The following is a 13527-nucleotide window of genomic DNA, read 5'->3' on the forward strand; positions in this document are numbered from 1 at the left end:
CTTGCCGCCCTGAGCGTCCGCTACACGGCTTTTCCCTTCAGTAATTTCCTTACCCAGTAACGATTCGGATTGAGCGCTGCCAGCGTGCTGGCATCCAGAGGCTGCGGTTCGCCCGTTAGCTGAGCCGCCAAAACTTCGGCCGCCAGCGGCGCACTGCACAGGCCGCGAGAACCCAGCGCCCCAAACAGATACAGGCCCGTGAAATCAGGGGCGTCAGCGACGTCGCGACCTGCGAGCCGCTGTGCCGGTAAATCGGCGTACTGCATGAGCGTCGCGTCATAATCCGGCACGCCGCCCACCATGGGCAGATGATCCCGCGTAGCGCAGCGCACACCCATTCTTGCCTCTCCGTCACTGACATCCACCGTCGCTGCCCAGCCGCTGTCAGGCAGACACTGCAGCAGGCGGCTGCAGTTCTCCTGCTGGTCCTCTTCCCGGTAATCGGTTGCGGTGTCACCACGGTGATAGCTGGCGCCAATGCAGTGGGTGCCAAACTGCGGGCTGACGGGCGTCAGATAGCCGTCGTAACAGAGCACGGTCTGCAGCGCATCGAGGCCTGGGGTCGAGGGAACATGGCTCACCTGACCAGCTACCGGATAGGTCGGCAGCGGGGCGCTCTGCGCAAAGTCGGCCATCGCATGACCGTTTGCCAGCACCACCGTGGCATGACGCACCGCCGGACGATCGCTGAACGTCAGCGTCCAGTGATCGTCCTCGCGTGAAAGTTTGCTGACGCGATGCAGCCAGTGAATGCGTAATCCCTGGGTTTCGCCATGTGCCAGCATCGCGGTGGTCAGCTCAGCCGGTGAGAGCCAGCCGCCCTGCGGGTAGAAGATGCCGCCACAGCCATGTTCGACATTCGCCAGCTTCTCCGCTTCTGCCACATCGACCCCATAGGCGATGGATTCGGGCAAACCCATCGCCAGCATCTGATCGATTTTCTTACGGCTTTTCTCATCCCAGCCCAGCTGCAGCACACCGCTCCAGTGATGCTCATAGGTCAGGTTTAACCGATCGTAGAGCCGTCGGGCAAAGCTGAAGGCCGCCGGGAAAAAGGTGGCAAGCGCCGGGTCATGCTGGTTGAGCAGGGGATAGAGCGCCCCCTGACGATTGCCGGATGCGCCCAGCGCAGGCGCTGCATCGGCACAGTAAAGCGTGACCCGCCAGCCGCGACGCAGCAGCGCCAGCGCCAGCGTGGCACTGGCGACACCGCCGCCAATCAGGGCAACGTCGCGCTGCTCCGCAGATTGACGGTGATACCAGGGCTGCGCGGCAGGCAGCGGAGGCGCATCCTGTAACGGCCCGCATAGCATTTCGCGCTTCGGGCCAAATCCTTTGCGGCGGATAACGTCAAAGCCCGCCTGCTGCAGGCCACGCCGGACAATACCTGCGGCGGTAAAGGTCGCGAAGGTGCCCTGCGGGCGTGCCAGTTTTGCCATCATGCTGAACAATTCTGGCGTCCACATATCGGGGTTTTTCGAGGGCGCGAAACCATCCAGGAACCAGGCATCCACCTGACGATTCAGGCTGTCATCCAGTTGTCCCATCAGCTGGTTAATATCGCCGAGCCACAGGTCGAGGGTGATGCGTCCGCCGTCAAACAGCAGTCGCTGACAGCCGGGCAGGGCAGCGGGCCATTGCGCCTGTAAGGCCTCCGCCCACGGGGCCAGTTCAGGCCAGTGCTGCTGCGCCGCAGCCAGGTCATCACGGGTTAACGGAAATTTCTCAAAGCTGATGAAATGCAGACGTTTTAAAGTGGCATCGGGCTGTTCGCGCTGAAACGCATCGAACGCCTGCCACAGCGTCAGAAAATTGAGGCCGGTGCCAAAACCGCTTTCCGCCACGATCAGCAGATCGCGCGGATGCTCTGCAAAACGCTGTGGAAAACCGTTGCCGCCAAGGAAGACATAGCGTGTCTCTTCCAGACCATTGTCGTTAGAGAAATAGACGTCGCCAAACGCTCGGGAAACAGGTGTACCCTGTTCATTCCAGTTTAGCTGCGCATGTTCAACCGGTGTTAATTTCACGGTAAAGGCTCGTTTTTCAGGCAGTGGCGCGATTCTAGCGACCCGCGTGACATGACGCAAATTTACAAAAGGAAATAGCTGATCGGACTTGTTCGGCGTACAAGTGTACGCTAGAGTGCATGCCAATTAAGAAGAAGTGGATGAGGAAGATTGAATGAAACGTGCTGTGATTACTGGCTTAGGGATCGTTTCCAGTATTGGTAATAACCAGCAAGAGGTGCTGTCATCTCTGCGTGAAGGACGCTCTGGCATCACCTTTTCTGAAGAGATGAAAGATTCCGGCATGCGTAGTCACGTCTGGGGTAACGTTAAATTAGATACCACCGGCCTCATCGATCGCAAAGTTGTGCGTTTTATGAGTGATGCGTCCATCTATGCTTATCTTTCCATGGAAGAAGCGATTAAAGATTCCGGCCTCACCACTGAAATGTATCAGAGCAACCCACGTGTGGGTCTGATTGCAGGTTCAGGCGGCGGTTCTCCACGTTTCCAGGTATTCGGTGCTGATGCAATGCGCAGCCCACGCGGCCTGAAAGCGGTTGGCCCTTACGTGGTCACCAAGGCGATGGCTTCCGGTGTGTCTGCCTGCCTCGCCACGCCATTCAAGATTCATGGCGTAAACTACTCGATCAGCTCCGCCTGTGCCACCTCGGCGCACTGTATCGGTAATGCCGTTGAGCAGATTCAGCTGGGCAAACAGGATATCGTTTTTGCGGGCGGCGGCGAAGAGCTGTGCTGGGAAATGGCCTGTGAGTTCGACGCCATGGGCGCGCTCTCTACCCGTTACAACGACACCCCGGAAAAAGCGTCACGCACTTATGACAATGAGCGCGACGGTTTTGTTATCGCGGGTGGCGGTGGCATGGTTGTAGTTGAAGAGCTGGAGCATGCGCTGGCACGTGGTGCGCACATCTATGCCGAAATCGTTGGTTACGGTGCGACTTCAGATGGTGCAGACATGGTTGCTCCATCAGGTGAAGGCGCAGTGCGCTGCATGAAGATGGCGATGCACGGTGTCGATACACCTATCGACTATCTGAACAGCCACGGCACCTCTACCCCGGTGGGTGATGTGAAAGAGCTGGGTGCGATTCGTGAAGTGTTTGGCGATAACACGCCTTACATCTCAGCGACCAAAGCGATGACCGGCCACTCCCTGGGTGCCGCTGGCGTGCAGGAAGCGATCTACTCGCTGCTGATGCTGGAGCATGGCTTTATTGCGCCAAGCATCAACATCACCTCGCTGGATGCTGCCGCAACCGGTATGAACATCGTCACTGCGCCGATGGAAAAAGAGCTGACCACCGTGATGTCTAACAGCTTTGGTTTTGGTGGCACCAACGCCACACTGACCCTGCGTAAATATCAGGCGTAATCATTACGTCAGCACTCTGAAGGGCCGGCTTGCCGGCCCTTTTTGTTTTTACAGCCCCTCTGCGTGACCTCGTTTACCCCCGGTATTAAGCCTCCCGCTGCAGTAGCCTTAACAACTTATCGCATCCCGCCACAATCTCGTCAGGGGTCAGCGCGGCGAAGCCCAGTATCCAGCCTTGCTGCGACACTGGCCCGGCATAGAGCGGGCTCAGACGCGGCAGCAGCAAACCCTGTTGTGCCGCCAGCGCGGTTAAGCGCGCTTCATCCTTCTGCAATCTTACCGTCAGCTGTAATCCGCCGCCGCTGGCTATCGGCGTGAGCCAGGGCGAGAGCCGCTGCTCTATCTGCTCAAGCAGCCGATCGCGACGGCTGTGATAGAGCTGACGCATCAGCCGCAGGTGGCTGGCGAAATGTCCCTGTTGCAAAAAGGCGGCGGTAACGGCCTGCGGCAGCAGCGCGCTGTGCCCATCCAGCACGCTGCGTGCCTGGCTTATCGGCGTAACCAGCGAAGGCGGCACCACCATCCAGGCCAGACGAAGAGAGGGAAACAGCGACTTCGAGAAGGTACCCAGCGTGATGACCCGCTGATGGCGATCCAGGCCCTGCAGCGCAGGGATCGGACGCTCGTCATAGTGAAATTCGCTGTCGTAATCGTCTTCGATCAGCCAGCACTGATTGCGCTGCGCCCACTCCAGCCATGCCAGACGCCGGGGCAGGCTCAGCGTGACGCCGCCAGGATAATGATGCGATGGCGTCAGATACATCAGCTTTGCACTGCCGCTGGCGGGCACAGCACCTTCAGCATCGACCGCTATCCCGCGAACCGCTGCACCTGCGGCCAGAAAGGCATTACGTGCACCGGGATAGCCCGGCTCTTCCATCCACACCTCATCACCGGGATCGACGAACATCATGGCCAGTAGCTGCAGTGCCTGTTGCGAACTGGTCAGAATGATCACCTGCTCCGGCTGGCACGCCACGCCCCTGGAGAGCGCCAGATAATCCGCGAGTGCGCTGCGCAACGGCAGGTAGCCACCGGGATCGCCATAGCCCATGGCAGTGCTGCCCAGCGAACGCTGCACGCTGCTGGTCAGGCGGCGCCACGTTTCATGAGGAAAAGCGCGTAACTCCGGTGAACCGGCGGCGAACGCGTGAGGAAAAGGGGGATCCTGACAGCCACCGGTTGCCAGCACCTGCTGGCCCCGCGCCGAAAACCGGACGGGCTGAGGCCGGGCCGGTAAGGAGGATGAGCCTGTGGGGATGCTGATGGCGACAAAGGTACCGCGACCGGTTTCACGTCGCAGGTAACCTTCACTCTCCAGCTGGCCATAGGCTGCTTCCACCGTCACCCGTGACACGCGCAGATCCTGCGCCAGCTGTCGACTGGACGGTAGCTGCTGACCGGCGTGCAGATGATGCCGGTTGATCGCCAGCCGGAGGGTAGAGCAGAGCCGCTCACGCACGCCGCCACTGGTCTGATGCTGGAAAAGCTGTAACAGCGGTGAAGCCATATGGGTCTTATCCCGGCCATAGAATGGGTATCAGTTAGCAGTCCACTTTGCCGTAAACTGCGAACTTACCACAACAGGAGAATCGTTATGTCATCCGTTTTACGCATTCCCGCCGCCACGCCGCCGCAAAGCCTCGCCTATCTGCAGGCAAAACTCGCTTATTACACCGACGCCTGGGATCTGGCGGACGATCTGGGGCAGCAGCTCCCGGATATCGTGGTGATTGATGCGCGTGCCCCGGAGGCTTATCGCGCCGGGCATATCTGCGGTGCGATAAACTTTCCGCATCGCGGGATGGATGCCACCACGACGGCCCGGCTTGACCGCAGCAAAGTGTATGTCACGTATTGTGACGGCATTGGCTGTAACGGATCGACGAAAGCGGCCCTGAAGCTGGCATCGCTGGGGTTTCAGGTGAAGGAGTTAATTGGCGGGCTGGATTTCTGGAAGCGTGACGGTCATCCGCTGACCTGGGGTGATACACCGGGCGAATGGCCTGTCGCCGCGACCAAAGCATCCTGTGGCTGTTAACTCAGAGTACCAGCCAGAGTATAAGAGTGATGGCGACCAGTACGACAAAGAAGCCCAGCAGGGGACGCTGTGCCAGAGGCTGAATCGCGGGCGGCAGTGACGCCACGAATGGCGACCAGATCGGCTGCGGTCTGATCTCGCTGGGGGCCAGCGGCTGCTCAAGGAGTTTTTCTGCCCGATCGGCACGACGGCTGAACAGGAAGTTCAGCAGATCCTGGGTCTGCGTCGCAGTCAGTACCGTCTGTGGTGTAGCCTGGAAACGCTGCTGGCTGTAATCCTCCAGCTGCTGCCGCTCCTGCTGATCAAGCGGCTGTTTCAGCGACGCTTCCAGCAAGTGCAGCGTCGGTGCGCTGTGCTGACTCAGCGTCTGGCGCACCTGGAGATACTGGGTCAGCAGCGGGAAGTGGCGCGACGGGATGGGATCACCGCTGGTCAGATTCACCAGCTTCAGCGCCGCCGTCCACAGTTTACCGGTGGATTCGCCGGTGGCGGCCGCAAGGCGGACCACCTGCTGATTCAGGGTATGGTGTTCGGCAGGCAGCAGCGTGCGATCGCTGACGCGGATCTGCTGCGGCTGGGGAATGGTCATCTGCCCGTTCTGCAGCATCGTCAGCACCTGACGCAGCTGGTCCTGGCTCAGCGCACTCAGTACGGTCTGACCAAACTGCTGACGGATAAAATCGCTGACGGCCTGACGGTTATTGCCTTTCGGCAACAGATCGGTGAGCTGAGTCATCAGCTGACGCGTGGCATGACCGTTCTGCGTCTGCGTGAGGCGATTATTCAGATACTGTTCCGCGGCCGGGAAATGACGCGACTGCAACTCCGCTTCACTCTTAACGCCCACTTCATGACGGACGCCCGCCCACAATTCAGGCGCTTTAAGATTGCTGAGCGATGAGATACGCACGATCAGGCGTTCTAACGTCGTGCGCTGCGCAGGAGAGAGAGGCTGTTCACCGGCCACTGAACCCTGACGCGTGACGCCGGTTTGCGGATTAACAGATGAACGATCGACCGGCGCACCGGGGCCGCTGAGAGGTTGCATGGCGGATTCCTTGGGAAAACAGAACAGCGTGAGGTGCGCCGGAAAAATGAATGCGACATGATAGCAAAAGCCCCCGGGAAATCCCACGGGGGCGCACGCGTTTCGGTGGGAGATTTACGCTTCAGTCGTTAATCTCATGCGCGACCGGCAAACTTGCAGACGGCGATCTTCAGGACCGTGGCTGACTGACCGGTTTCCGCCGGGCTAACGGCGTCCGCAGTCGCTGCGCCAGTATCACACCGCCCAGCGTCAGACCGCCGCCGATCCAGTGATAACTGTGCAGTTGCTCATGCAGAAACAGCACGGCGATCAGCGCAGTGAACAACGGTGTCAGATTCATAAAGATGCTGGTGGTGCTCGCTCCGAGTCGCTGCACGCCGTGGATCCATAAAAAGGGCGCGATGATGGAGGCGAACAGCCCGGCAAATGCCACCAGTGGCAGGTTGTGCCGGTTAAGCGCGACGTCCGGTGCCAGTAAAAAGCCGGGCAGTAACAGTAGTACACCGAATAAAATCTGCACATAAAGGCTCTGCCAGATCGGCAGTGGCAGCGCCCAGCGTCTGGTCAGGACGCCATACAGCGCATAGGAGGTGGAGGCCGCCAGCATCATCAGTTCCCCTTTGCCCATTCCATGATTCAGCAGTTGCATCACGTTGCCCTCACTGACCAGCCACACCAGACCGGTAAAGGAGATGATACTGCCGAGCAGGATGCCGAGCGTTGGGGCAATCCGCAGGATCACCACGCTCAGCAGCACGGTGAGCAGCGGGATGAGAGCGCCGATAATCCCCATAAACAGGGCGCTGACGCTGTGTGCCGCGTAATAGGCCAGGCTCTGATAGAGCACCATGCCGAGCAGCCCAAGGATCGCCAGCCGCCCGAGATGCGGTTTGATGGTCTGACGCGCGCGCCAGACGCCGGGCAGCACAAAGGGCGTCAGTACCAGCAGCGCCAGCAGCCAGCGATAGAAGGAGATCGCCGCCGGATCGATCGCGCTGGCCGACAGCTTGCTGACAATGGAATTGATCGACCAGATCATCACCGCAAAGAGCGGATACAGGAAAAACATGCTGACTCTCCATACGCTACGACACGCCATTAATGAGGCGCAGTGTACGCTTGTCCGGATTTATTCAGATAGTTAATATCGGACAAAATTAGCTGTTGAGCGGACAGAATGACCCTGAAAGTGACCTACCAGCCGCCGGTTGATGCGCCGCAGTTACGCTACTTTATGCGCTACGAGCAGGCCAATGCCCGCACCGAATATCTGCCGCATACCCATGACTGGGGGCAGCTCATCATCGTGAAAAGCCATGTACTGGAGATGCAGGTCGGAGGCGAACGCCTGTTGACCCCGGCTGATATTCCGGTCTGGATCCCACCCGGTCAGCTTCACAGCAGCTATAACCATCGGCAGGCGCAGTTCCGTTCCTTTAATCTGGCAGCCCCGTTATGTGCCGGCTTACCCCGGCGCGCCTGCCTGCTGCTGGTCGATCCGATTGCTCACGCCATCATGGATGAGTTCGCTGAGCAGCAGATTGAGCAACCCGAAACGGATGCGCAGTGGCGGCTGTGCGAGGTACTGCGCGATCGCCTGCAGGTGGCGCAGTTGCAGGAGAGCTATCTGCCCACCTCGGAGGATAAATTTCTCGCGCCGGTGTTACATGCGCTGGAGGCGAATCCGGGCGATAACACCACGCTGGCGGGCTGGGCGGCGCGGGTCTTTACCACGGAACGGACGCTGGCGCGGCGCTGCCAGCAGCAGCTTCATATGACGTTTGGTGAGTGGCGGCAGCGTCTGCGGTTTCTGCGCGCCATCGTGCTGCTGGAGCAGGGGGAAAGCGTGCAGAGTATCGCCCATGAACTGGGCTACAGCTCCGCCTCGGCGTTGATTGTGATGTTCCAGCAACAGGCGGGCACCACGCCCGATCGCTACCGCGCGCGGTTAGGCTAACGCGTCGCTTTGTGCCAGAATCATTCCCCTCTATGCAACTGACAGGAACGCCGCAGTGAAAATTCTGGTCGATGAAAATATGCCTTATGCCCGTGAGTTATTCAGCCGCACCGGTGACGTGGTCGCCGTGCCAGGACGTCCGCTGCCGGTGGCTGAACTCGCCGATGCCGATGGCCTGATGGTGCGCTCAGTCACCCAGGTGAATGAAGCCCTGCTGGCGGGAAAACCGGTGAAATTTGTCGGAACCGCCACGGCGGGCACCGATCATGTCGACGAGAACTGGCTGCAGCAGGCGGGCATTGCGTTCTCTGCCGCACCCGGCTGTAACGCCATTGCGGTGGTGGAATATGTTTTCTCTGCGCTGCTGCTGCTGGCGGAACGTGATGGTTTTGCGCTGCGTGACCGCACGGTCGGCATTGTCGGCGTCGGTAACGTCGGCGGGCGGCTGCAAAAGCGGCTGGAAGCCTGGGGCATCAAAACCCTGCTGTGCGATCCGCCGCGCGCCGATCGGGGTGAAGAGGGAGATTTCCTGTCGCTGGAAGCCGTGACAGAGCAGGCTGATATTCTGACGTTCCATACGCCGCTGTTTAAAGAGGGTCCGTATAAAAGCTGGCATCTGGCGGATGCGGCGCTGCTGATGGCGCTGAAGCCCAATACCATTCTGATCAACGCCTGCCGCGGCCCGGTGGTGGACAACGGCGCGCTGCTGGAAGTGCTGAAAATGCGCCACGATCTCAGCGTGGTGCTGGATGTCTGGGAGCCGGAGCCGGATCTCTCGCTGGCGCTGCTGGATAAGGTCGACATCGCCACGCCGCACATCGCGGGCTACACGCTGGAAGGCAAAGCACGCGGCACCACACAGGTCTTTGAAGCCTGGTGCGACTTTATTGGTCAGCCGCAGCAGGTGCCGCTCAGCACCTTACTGCCGGAGCCGGAATTCAGTGAAATCACTCTGAATGGCCCGCTGGATCAGCCAACGCTGAAACGCCTGGCGCATCTGGTGTATGATGTGCGCCGCGATGATGCCCCCCTGCGTAAAGTGGCGGCGAAACCCGGCGAGTTTGATCGCCTGCGTAAGCAGTATCTGGAGCGCCGTGAATGGTCGTCGCTGCGGGTCAACTGTGATGACGCCACAACGGCTGAGATGCTGAACCAGCTGGGCTTTAACGCAACAACCTCCCCGAAATAACGGGCGCTGCAGGTCAGGCGCCCCGGCGCGGTTTCCACACTGAATCCGTCAGTGAACGGAAGGCGCGCACTGCTGGCATGTCTGCATGACGGCGGGTTCCGGGGGGAGATACCCCATGGATTTCGGGTTGCATTGAGGCGGCAAGAGAACGAATCCGGATAAGCTTACTCGGGTAAGTGATCCGGATGAGTGAACGCAGCCAGTAAAGATGCAACGTGAAAGACGACGGGGAAAAATCTGAATCCCTGGGCGGTGAATATCACCGCCTTCTGTTTTTATGTCATTGTCTGGAGTAAACCAACATGTCTGACGGCTGGAATATTGCGCTACTTGGCGCGACAGGCGCAGTAGGGAACGCTGTACTGGAACTGCTGGCGGAACGCCAGTTCCCGGTTGGTGAATTATATTTGCTGGCCAGCGAAAACAGCGCGGGCGAAATCAAGCGTTACGAAGGCCGCTCGGTGCGGGTCGAAAATGCAGAGACGTTCGACTGGTCACAGGCGCAGCTGGCCTTTTTCGTGGCGGGACGTGATGCCTCAGCGCGCTTTGCCGATGAAGCGGCCAACGCGGGTTGTCTGGTGATCGACAGCAGCGAGCTGTTTGCGCTGGAACCTGATGTGCCGCTGGTGGTGCCGGATGTGAATCCGCAGGTGCTGGCTGATTATCGCAATCGCAACATCATCAGCGTGGCGGACAATCTGGTGAGCCAGCTGCTGACCGCGATAAAACCGCTGGTGGATGCGGCCGGTCTGAGTCGTTTACAGGTTACTAACCTGATCTCGGTCTCCAGCTACGGCAAAGTGGCGGTGGATGCGCTGGCCGGGGAAAGTGCCCGTCTGCTGAATGGTATCCCGGCCGATGAACACCATTTTGGTCGTCAGCTGGCGTTTAACCTGATGCCCCAACAGCCCGATGCAGAAGGCAGCGTGGAAAGCGAACGTCGTCTGATTGATCAGGTGCGTAAGGTATTGCAGGACGAAGGCTTACCGATTGCGGTCAGCAGCGTTCAGGCTCCGGTGTTCTACGGTAATGCGCAGATTGTGCATATCGAAAACCTGCGCCCGCTCTCTGCGGAAGAAGCGCGGGCCGAGCTGGCGCTGGCGTCCGATATTCGTCTGAGCGAAGAAGATGAAGTGCCGACGCCGGTAACGGATGCTTCAGGCAACGGCGAACTGAGCATCGGTTCTGTGCGTAACGACTACGGTATCCCGGAGCTGCTGCAGTTCTGGTCAGTGGCAGACAACATTCGTTTTGGCGGCGCGCTGATGGCGGTGAAAACCGCTGAGAAACTGGTTCAGGAGTATCTGTAACCATGTCCGATGGTCAGACGCAAAAACTGGCGCTCGGCATCGAGTATGACGGCAGCCGTTACTACGGCTGGCAGCGTCAGAATGAAGTCCGCAGCGTGCAGGAGAAGGTAGAGCGCGCGCTGTCGAAAGTTGCCGATCATCCGGTCAGCATTTTTTGTGCCGGCCGTACCGATGCGGGCGTTCACGGGACGGGGCAGGTGGTCCATTTCGAGACTACGTCGCAGCGACCTGATGGCGCCTGGACGCTGGGCGTGAATGCTAACCTGCCGCCGGATATTGCCGTGCGCTGGGTGAAAGCGGTGCCGGATGAATTTCATGCCCGCTTCAGCGCTACGGCCCGCCGTTATCGCTACCTGATCTACAATCAGCGTCTGCGCCCGGCGGTGCTGGCACAGGGCGTCACGCACTTCTACCATCCACTGGATGCCGAGAAGATGCAGCGCGCCGGGCAATGTTTGTTAGGCGAGAATGATTTCACCTCATTCCGCGCGGTGCAGTGCCAGTCGCGTACCCCGTGGCGCAACGTGATTCACCTCAACGTGACGCGTCAGGGGCCCTACGTGATTGTGGATATCAAAGCCAACGCCTTTGTGCATCACATGGTGCGCAATATCGTGGGCAGCCTGATGGAGATAGGCTGCGGCAACAAGCCGGAGTCATGGATGGCAACGCTGCTGGCGGCGAAGGATCGGACATTAGCCGCAGCCACAGCCCGGGCAGAGGGGTTGTATCTGGTGGCGGTGGATTACCCATCCCACTTTGCGTTACCACAGCCGTCGATGGGACCATTGTTCCTCGCGGATTAATTCACTTTCAGGACTTAAAAGGGCGCGCTATGGAGTTTCTCCATTTTCTGGTTGATTTCATTCTGCACATTGATGTGCATCTTGCCGAACTGGTTGCACAGTACGGTATCTGGATTTACGCTATTTTGTTCCTGATTTTGTTCTGCGAAACCGGACTGGTGGTGACGCCGTTCCTGCCGGGTGATTCGCTGCTGTTTGTGGCGGGCGCACTGGCCGCGCTGCCGGGTAACGATCTCAATGTGCACATTATGGCGGCATTGTTAGTGGTCGCGGCCGTTCTGGGTGACGCGGTGAACTACACCATTGGTCGCCTGTTTGGCGAACGGTTGTTCAGTAACCCGAACTCGAAAATTTTCCGTCGCAGCCATCTGGATAAAACCCATGCGTTTTATGCCCGTCACGGCGGAAAAACCATTATCCTGGCGCGCTTTGTGCCGATCGTCCGTACGTTCGCGCCGTTTGTTGCCGGTATGGGCCATATGTCCTATCGCCACTTCGCGCTGTTCAACGTGACGGGGGCGCTGTTATGGGTGCTGCTGTTCTCCTATGCCGGCTACCTGTTCGGCGATCTGCCGGTGGTGCAGGAAAACCTGAAGCTACTGATTGTGGGCATTATCCTGGTCTCGATTCTGCCGGGTGTGATTGAAGTCTGGCGTCATCGCCGCCAGGCTAAGCAGCAGAAGCTGCCGTAAGACTTCGCTCAGGGATAAGACCAGATTTTTATCCACAGTCTGAACAGGTTGTGGTTTAATGAGCGACATTTACCGTCTGCTGAAGCGGTTTTCAGCAGTATCAAGACGACTGGACCAGGTCAGTTTTAAACAGAAAGGTCATCAATGAGCTGGATTGAACGCATTCTTAATAAAAGCACCGGAACGCCTGTGCGCAAAGCCAGTATCCCGGAAGGGGTCTGGACCAAGTGTGACAGTTGTGGCCAGGTTCTTTACCGCGCCGAGCTGGAGCGTAACCTTGAGGTCTGCCCGAAGTGTGACCATCACATGCGTATGCACGCACGTGAGCGTCTCAACAGTGTCCTCGATCAGGGCACGATGGTTGAGCTGGGCAGTGAACTTGAACCAAAAGATCTGCTCAAGTTCCGTGACTCCAAGAAGTATAAAGACCGTCTGGTAGCGGCCCAGAAAGACACCGGCGAGAAAGATGCGCTGGTCGTCATGAAAGGTCAGCTGCACGGCATGCCGGTTGTGGCGGCAGCCTTTGAATTTGCCTTCATGGGCGGTTCAATGGGTTCTGTAGTCGGTGCGCGCTTTGTGCGTGCGGTTGAGCAGGCGTTAGAAGATAACTGCCCGCTGATCTGCTTCTCCGCCAGTGGTGGTGCCCGTATGCAGGAAGCGCTGCAGTCGCTGATGCAGATGGCGAAAACCAGTGCGGCTCTGGCCAAAATGCGCGAGCGCGGTCTTCCGTATATCTCCGTGCTGACTGACCCGACCATGGGTGGTGTTTCGGCCAGTTTTGCGATGCTGGGTGACCTCAACATTGCGGAACCTAAAGCGCTGATCGGCTTTGCTGGTCCACGCGTGATCGAGCAGACCGTGCGTGAAAAACTGCCGCCGGGCTTCCAGCGCAGTGAGTTCCTGATTGAGAAGGGTGCGATCGATATGATCATTCGCCGTCCGGAAATGCGCTACAAACTGGCAAGCCTGCTGGCAAAAATGATGAACCTGCCGGCACCGCTGCATGATGGTGAACAGTCCGCTCCTGCGACGACTGAATCGGAAAGCAACGAGGCCTGACAGGAGATAGAGAGGCGCGTCCA

At 58.9% G+C, this 13527-nt stretch carries 12 protein-coding genes; 8 read left to right on the plus strand and 4 right to left on the minus strand.

Annotated features, from left to right (window positions below; genetic code table 11):
- Positions 1-20: 20 nt before the first annotated feature.
- Entirely contained in the window at positions 21-2027 is a 2007-nt protein-coding gene (gene mnmC / locus PU624_RS09760) for a bifunctional tRNA (5-methylaminomethyl-2-thiouridine)(34)-methyltransferase MnmC2/FAD-dependent 5-carboxymethylaminomethyl-2-thiouridine(34) oxidoreductase MnmC1 (RefSeq protein WP_283547458.1), read from the minus strand.
- Between the two features lie 154 nt (positions 2028-2181).
- Here mnmC and fabB point away from each other — a divergent pair, with 154 nt between their 5' ends.
- On the plus strand, positions 2182-3402 hold the full coding sequence (gene fabB, locus PU624_RS09765; protein WP_283547459.1) for a beta-ketoacyl-ACP synthase I: 1221 nt from the start codon (positions 2182-2184) through the stop codon (positions 3400-3402).
- Positions 3403-3487: 85 nt separating this feature from the next.
- Here the strand turns inward: fabB and pdxR are convergent, their stop codons facing one another.
- Complete coding sequence (pdxR, locus tag PU624_RS09770) at positions 3488-4912, minus strand: MocR-like pyridoxine biosynthesis transcription factor PdxR (RefSeq protein WP_283547460.1); 1425 nt, start codon at positions 4910-4912, stop codon at positions 3488-3490.
- An 87-nt stretch (positions 4913-4999) separates the two neighbouring features.
- Here pdxR and PU624_RS09775 point away from each other — a divergent pair, with 87 nt between their 5' ends.
- The gene (locus tag PU624_RS09775) at positions 5000-5443 is read left to right on the plus strand and encodes a rhodanese-like domain-containing protein (RefSeq protein ID WP_283547461.1); all 444 of its coding nucleotides are present in this window, start codon (positions 5000-5002) and stop codon (positions 5441-5443) included.
- Between the two features lies 1 nt (position 5444).
- On the opposite strand, the gene flk is transcribed toward PU624_RS09775, so the two are convergent.
- Together flk and PU624_RS09785 are read right to left on the minus strand one after the other, a co-directional pair.
- Entirely contained in the window at positions 5445-6491 is a 1047-nt protein-coding gene (gene flk, locus PU624_RS09780) for a flagella biosynthesis regulator Flk (RefSeq protein ID WP_283547462.1), read from the minus strand.
- Positions 6492-6660: 169 nt separating this feature from the next.
- Positions 6661-7560: a DMT family transporter gene (locus tag PU624_RS09785; protein WP_283547463.1), complete on the minus strand. Its 900-nt coding sequence runs from the start codon at positions 7558-7560 to the stop codon at positions 6661-6663.
- Positions 7561-7668: 108 nt separating this feature from the next.
- Here PU624_RS09785 and PU624_RS09790 point away from each other — a divergent pair, with 108 nt between their 5' ends.
- From PU624_RS09790 to accD, 6 genes are all read left to right on the plus strand, one after another.
- Entirely contained in the window at positions 7669-8448 is a 780-nt protein-coding gene (locus PU624_RS09790; protein WP_283547464.1) for an AraC family transcriptional regulator, read from the plus strand.
- A gap of 55 nt (positions 8449-8503) precedes the next feature.
- On the plus strand, positions 8504-9637 hold the full coding sequence (gene pdxB / locus PU624_RS09795) for a 4-phosphoerythronate dehydrogenase PdxB (protein WP_283547465.1): 1134 nt from the start codon (positions 8504-8506) through the stop codon (positions 9635-9637).
- 302 nt (positions 9638-9939) lie between these two features.
- Positions 9940-10947 carry an aspartate-semialdehyde dehydrogenase gene (locus tag PU624_RS09800; RefSeq protein WP_283547466.1) on the plus strand — a complete coding sequence of 336 codons (1008 nt, stop codon included), beginning with the start codon at positions 9940-9942 and terminating at the stop codon, positions 10945-10947.
- A 2-nt stretch (positions 10948-10949) separates the two neighbouring features.
- The gene (gene truA, locus PU624_RS09805) at positions 10950-11753 is read left to right on the plus strand and encodes a tRNA pseudouridine(38-40) synthase TruA (RefSeq protein WP_008926481.1); all 804 of its coding nucleotides are present in this window, start codon (positions 10950-10952) and stop codon (positions 11751-11753) included.
- A 29-nt stretch (positions 11754-11782) separates the two neighbouring features.
- Positions 11783-12445 (plus strand): DedA family protein, encoded by a 663-nt coding sequence (locus PU624_RS09810; RefSeq protein ID WP_090959147.1) that lies wholly within the window; start codon positions 11783-11785, stop codon positions 12443-12445.
- Between the two features lie 144 nt (positions 12446-12589).
- Positions 12590-13504 (plus strand): acetyl-CoA carboxylase, carboxyltransferase subunit beta, encoded by a 915-nt coding sequence (gene accD / locus PU624_RS09815; protein ID WP_266308066.1) that lies wholly within the window; start codon positions 12590-12592, stop codon positions 13502-13504.
- Positions 13505-13527 lie beyond the last annotated feature (23 nt).

Origin of the sequence: Pantoea sp. Lij88, from assembly GCF_030062155.1 — a bacterium.
In the GTDB taxonomy this organism is placed as follows: Bacteria; Pseudomonadota; Gammaproteobacteria; order Enterobacterales; family Enterobacteriaceae; genus Pantoea.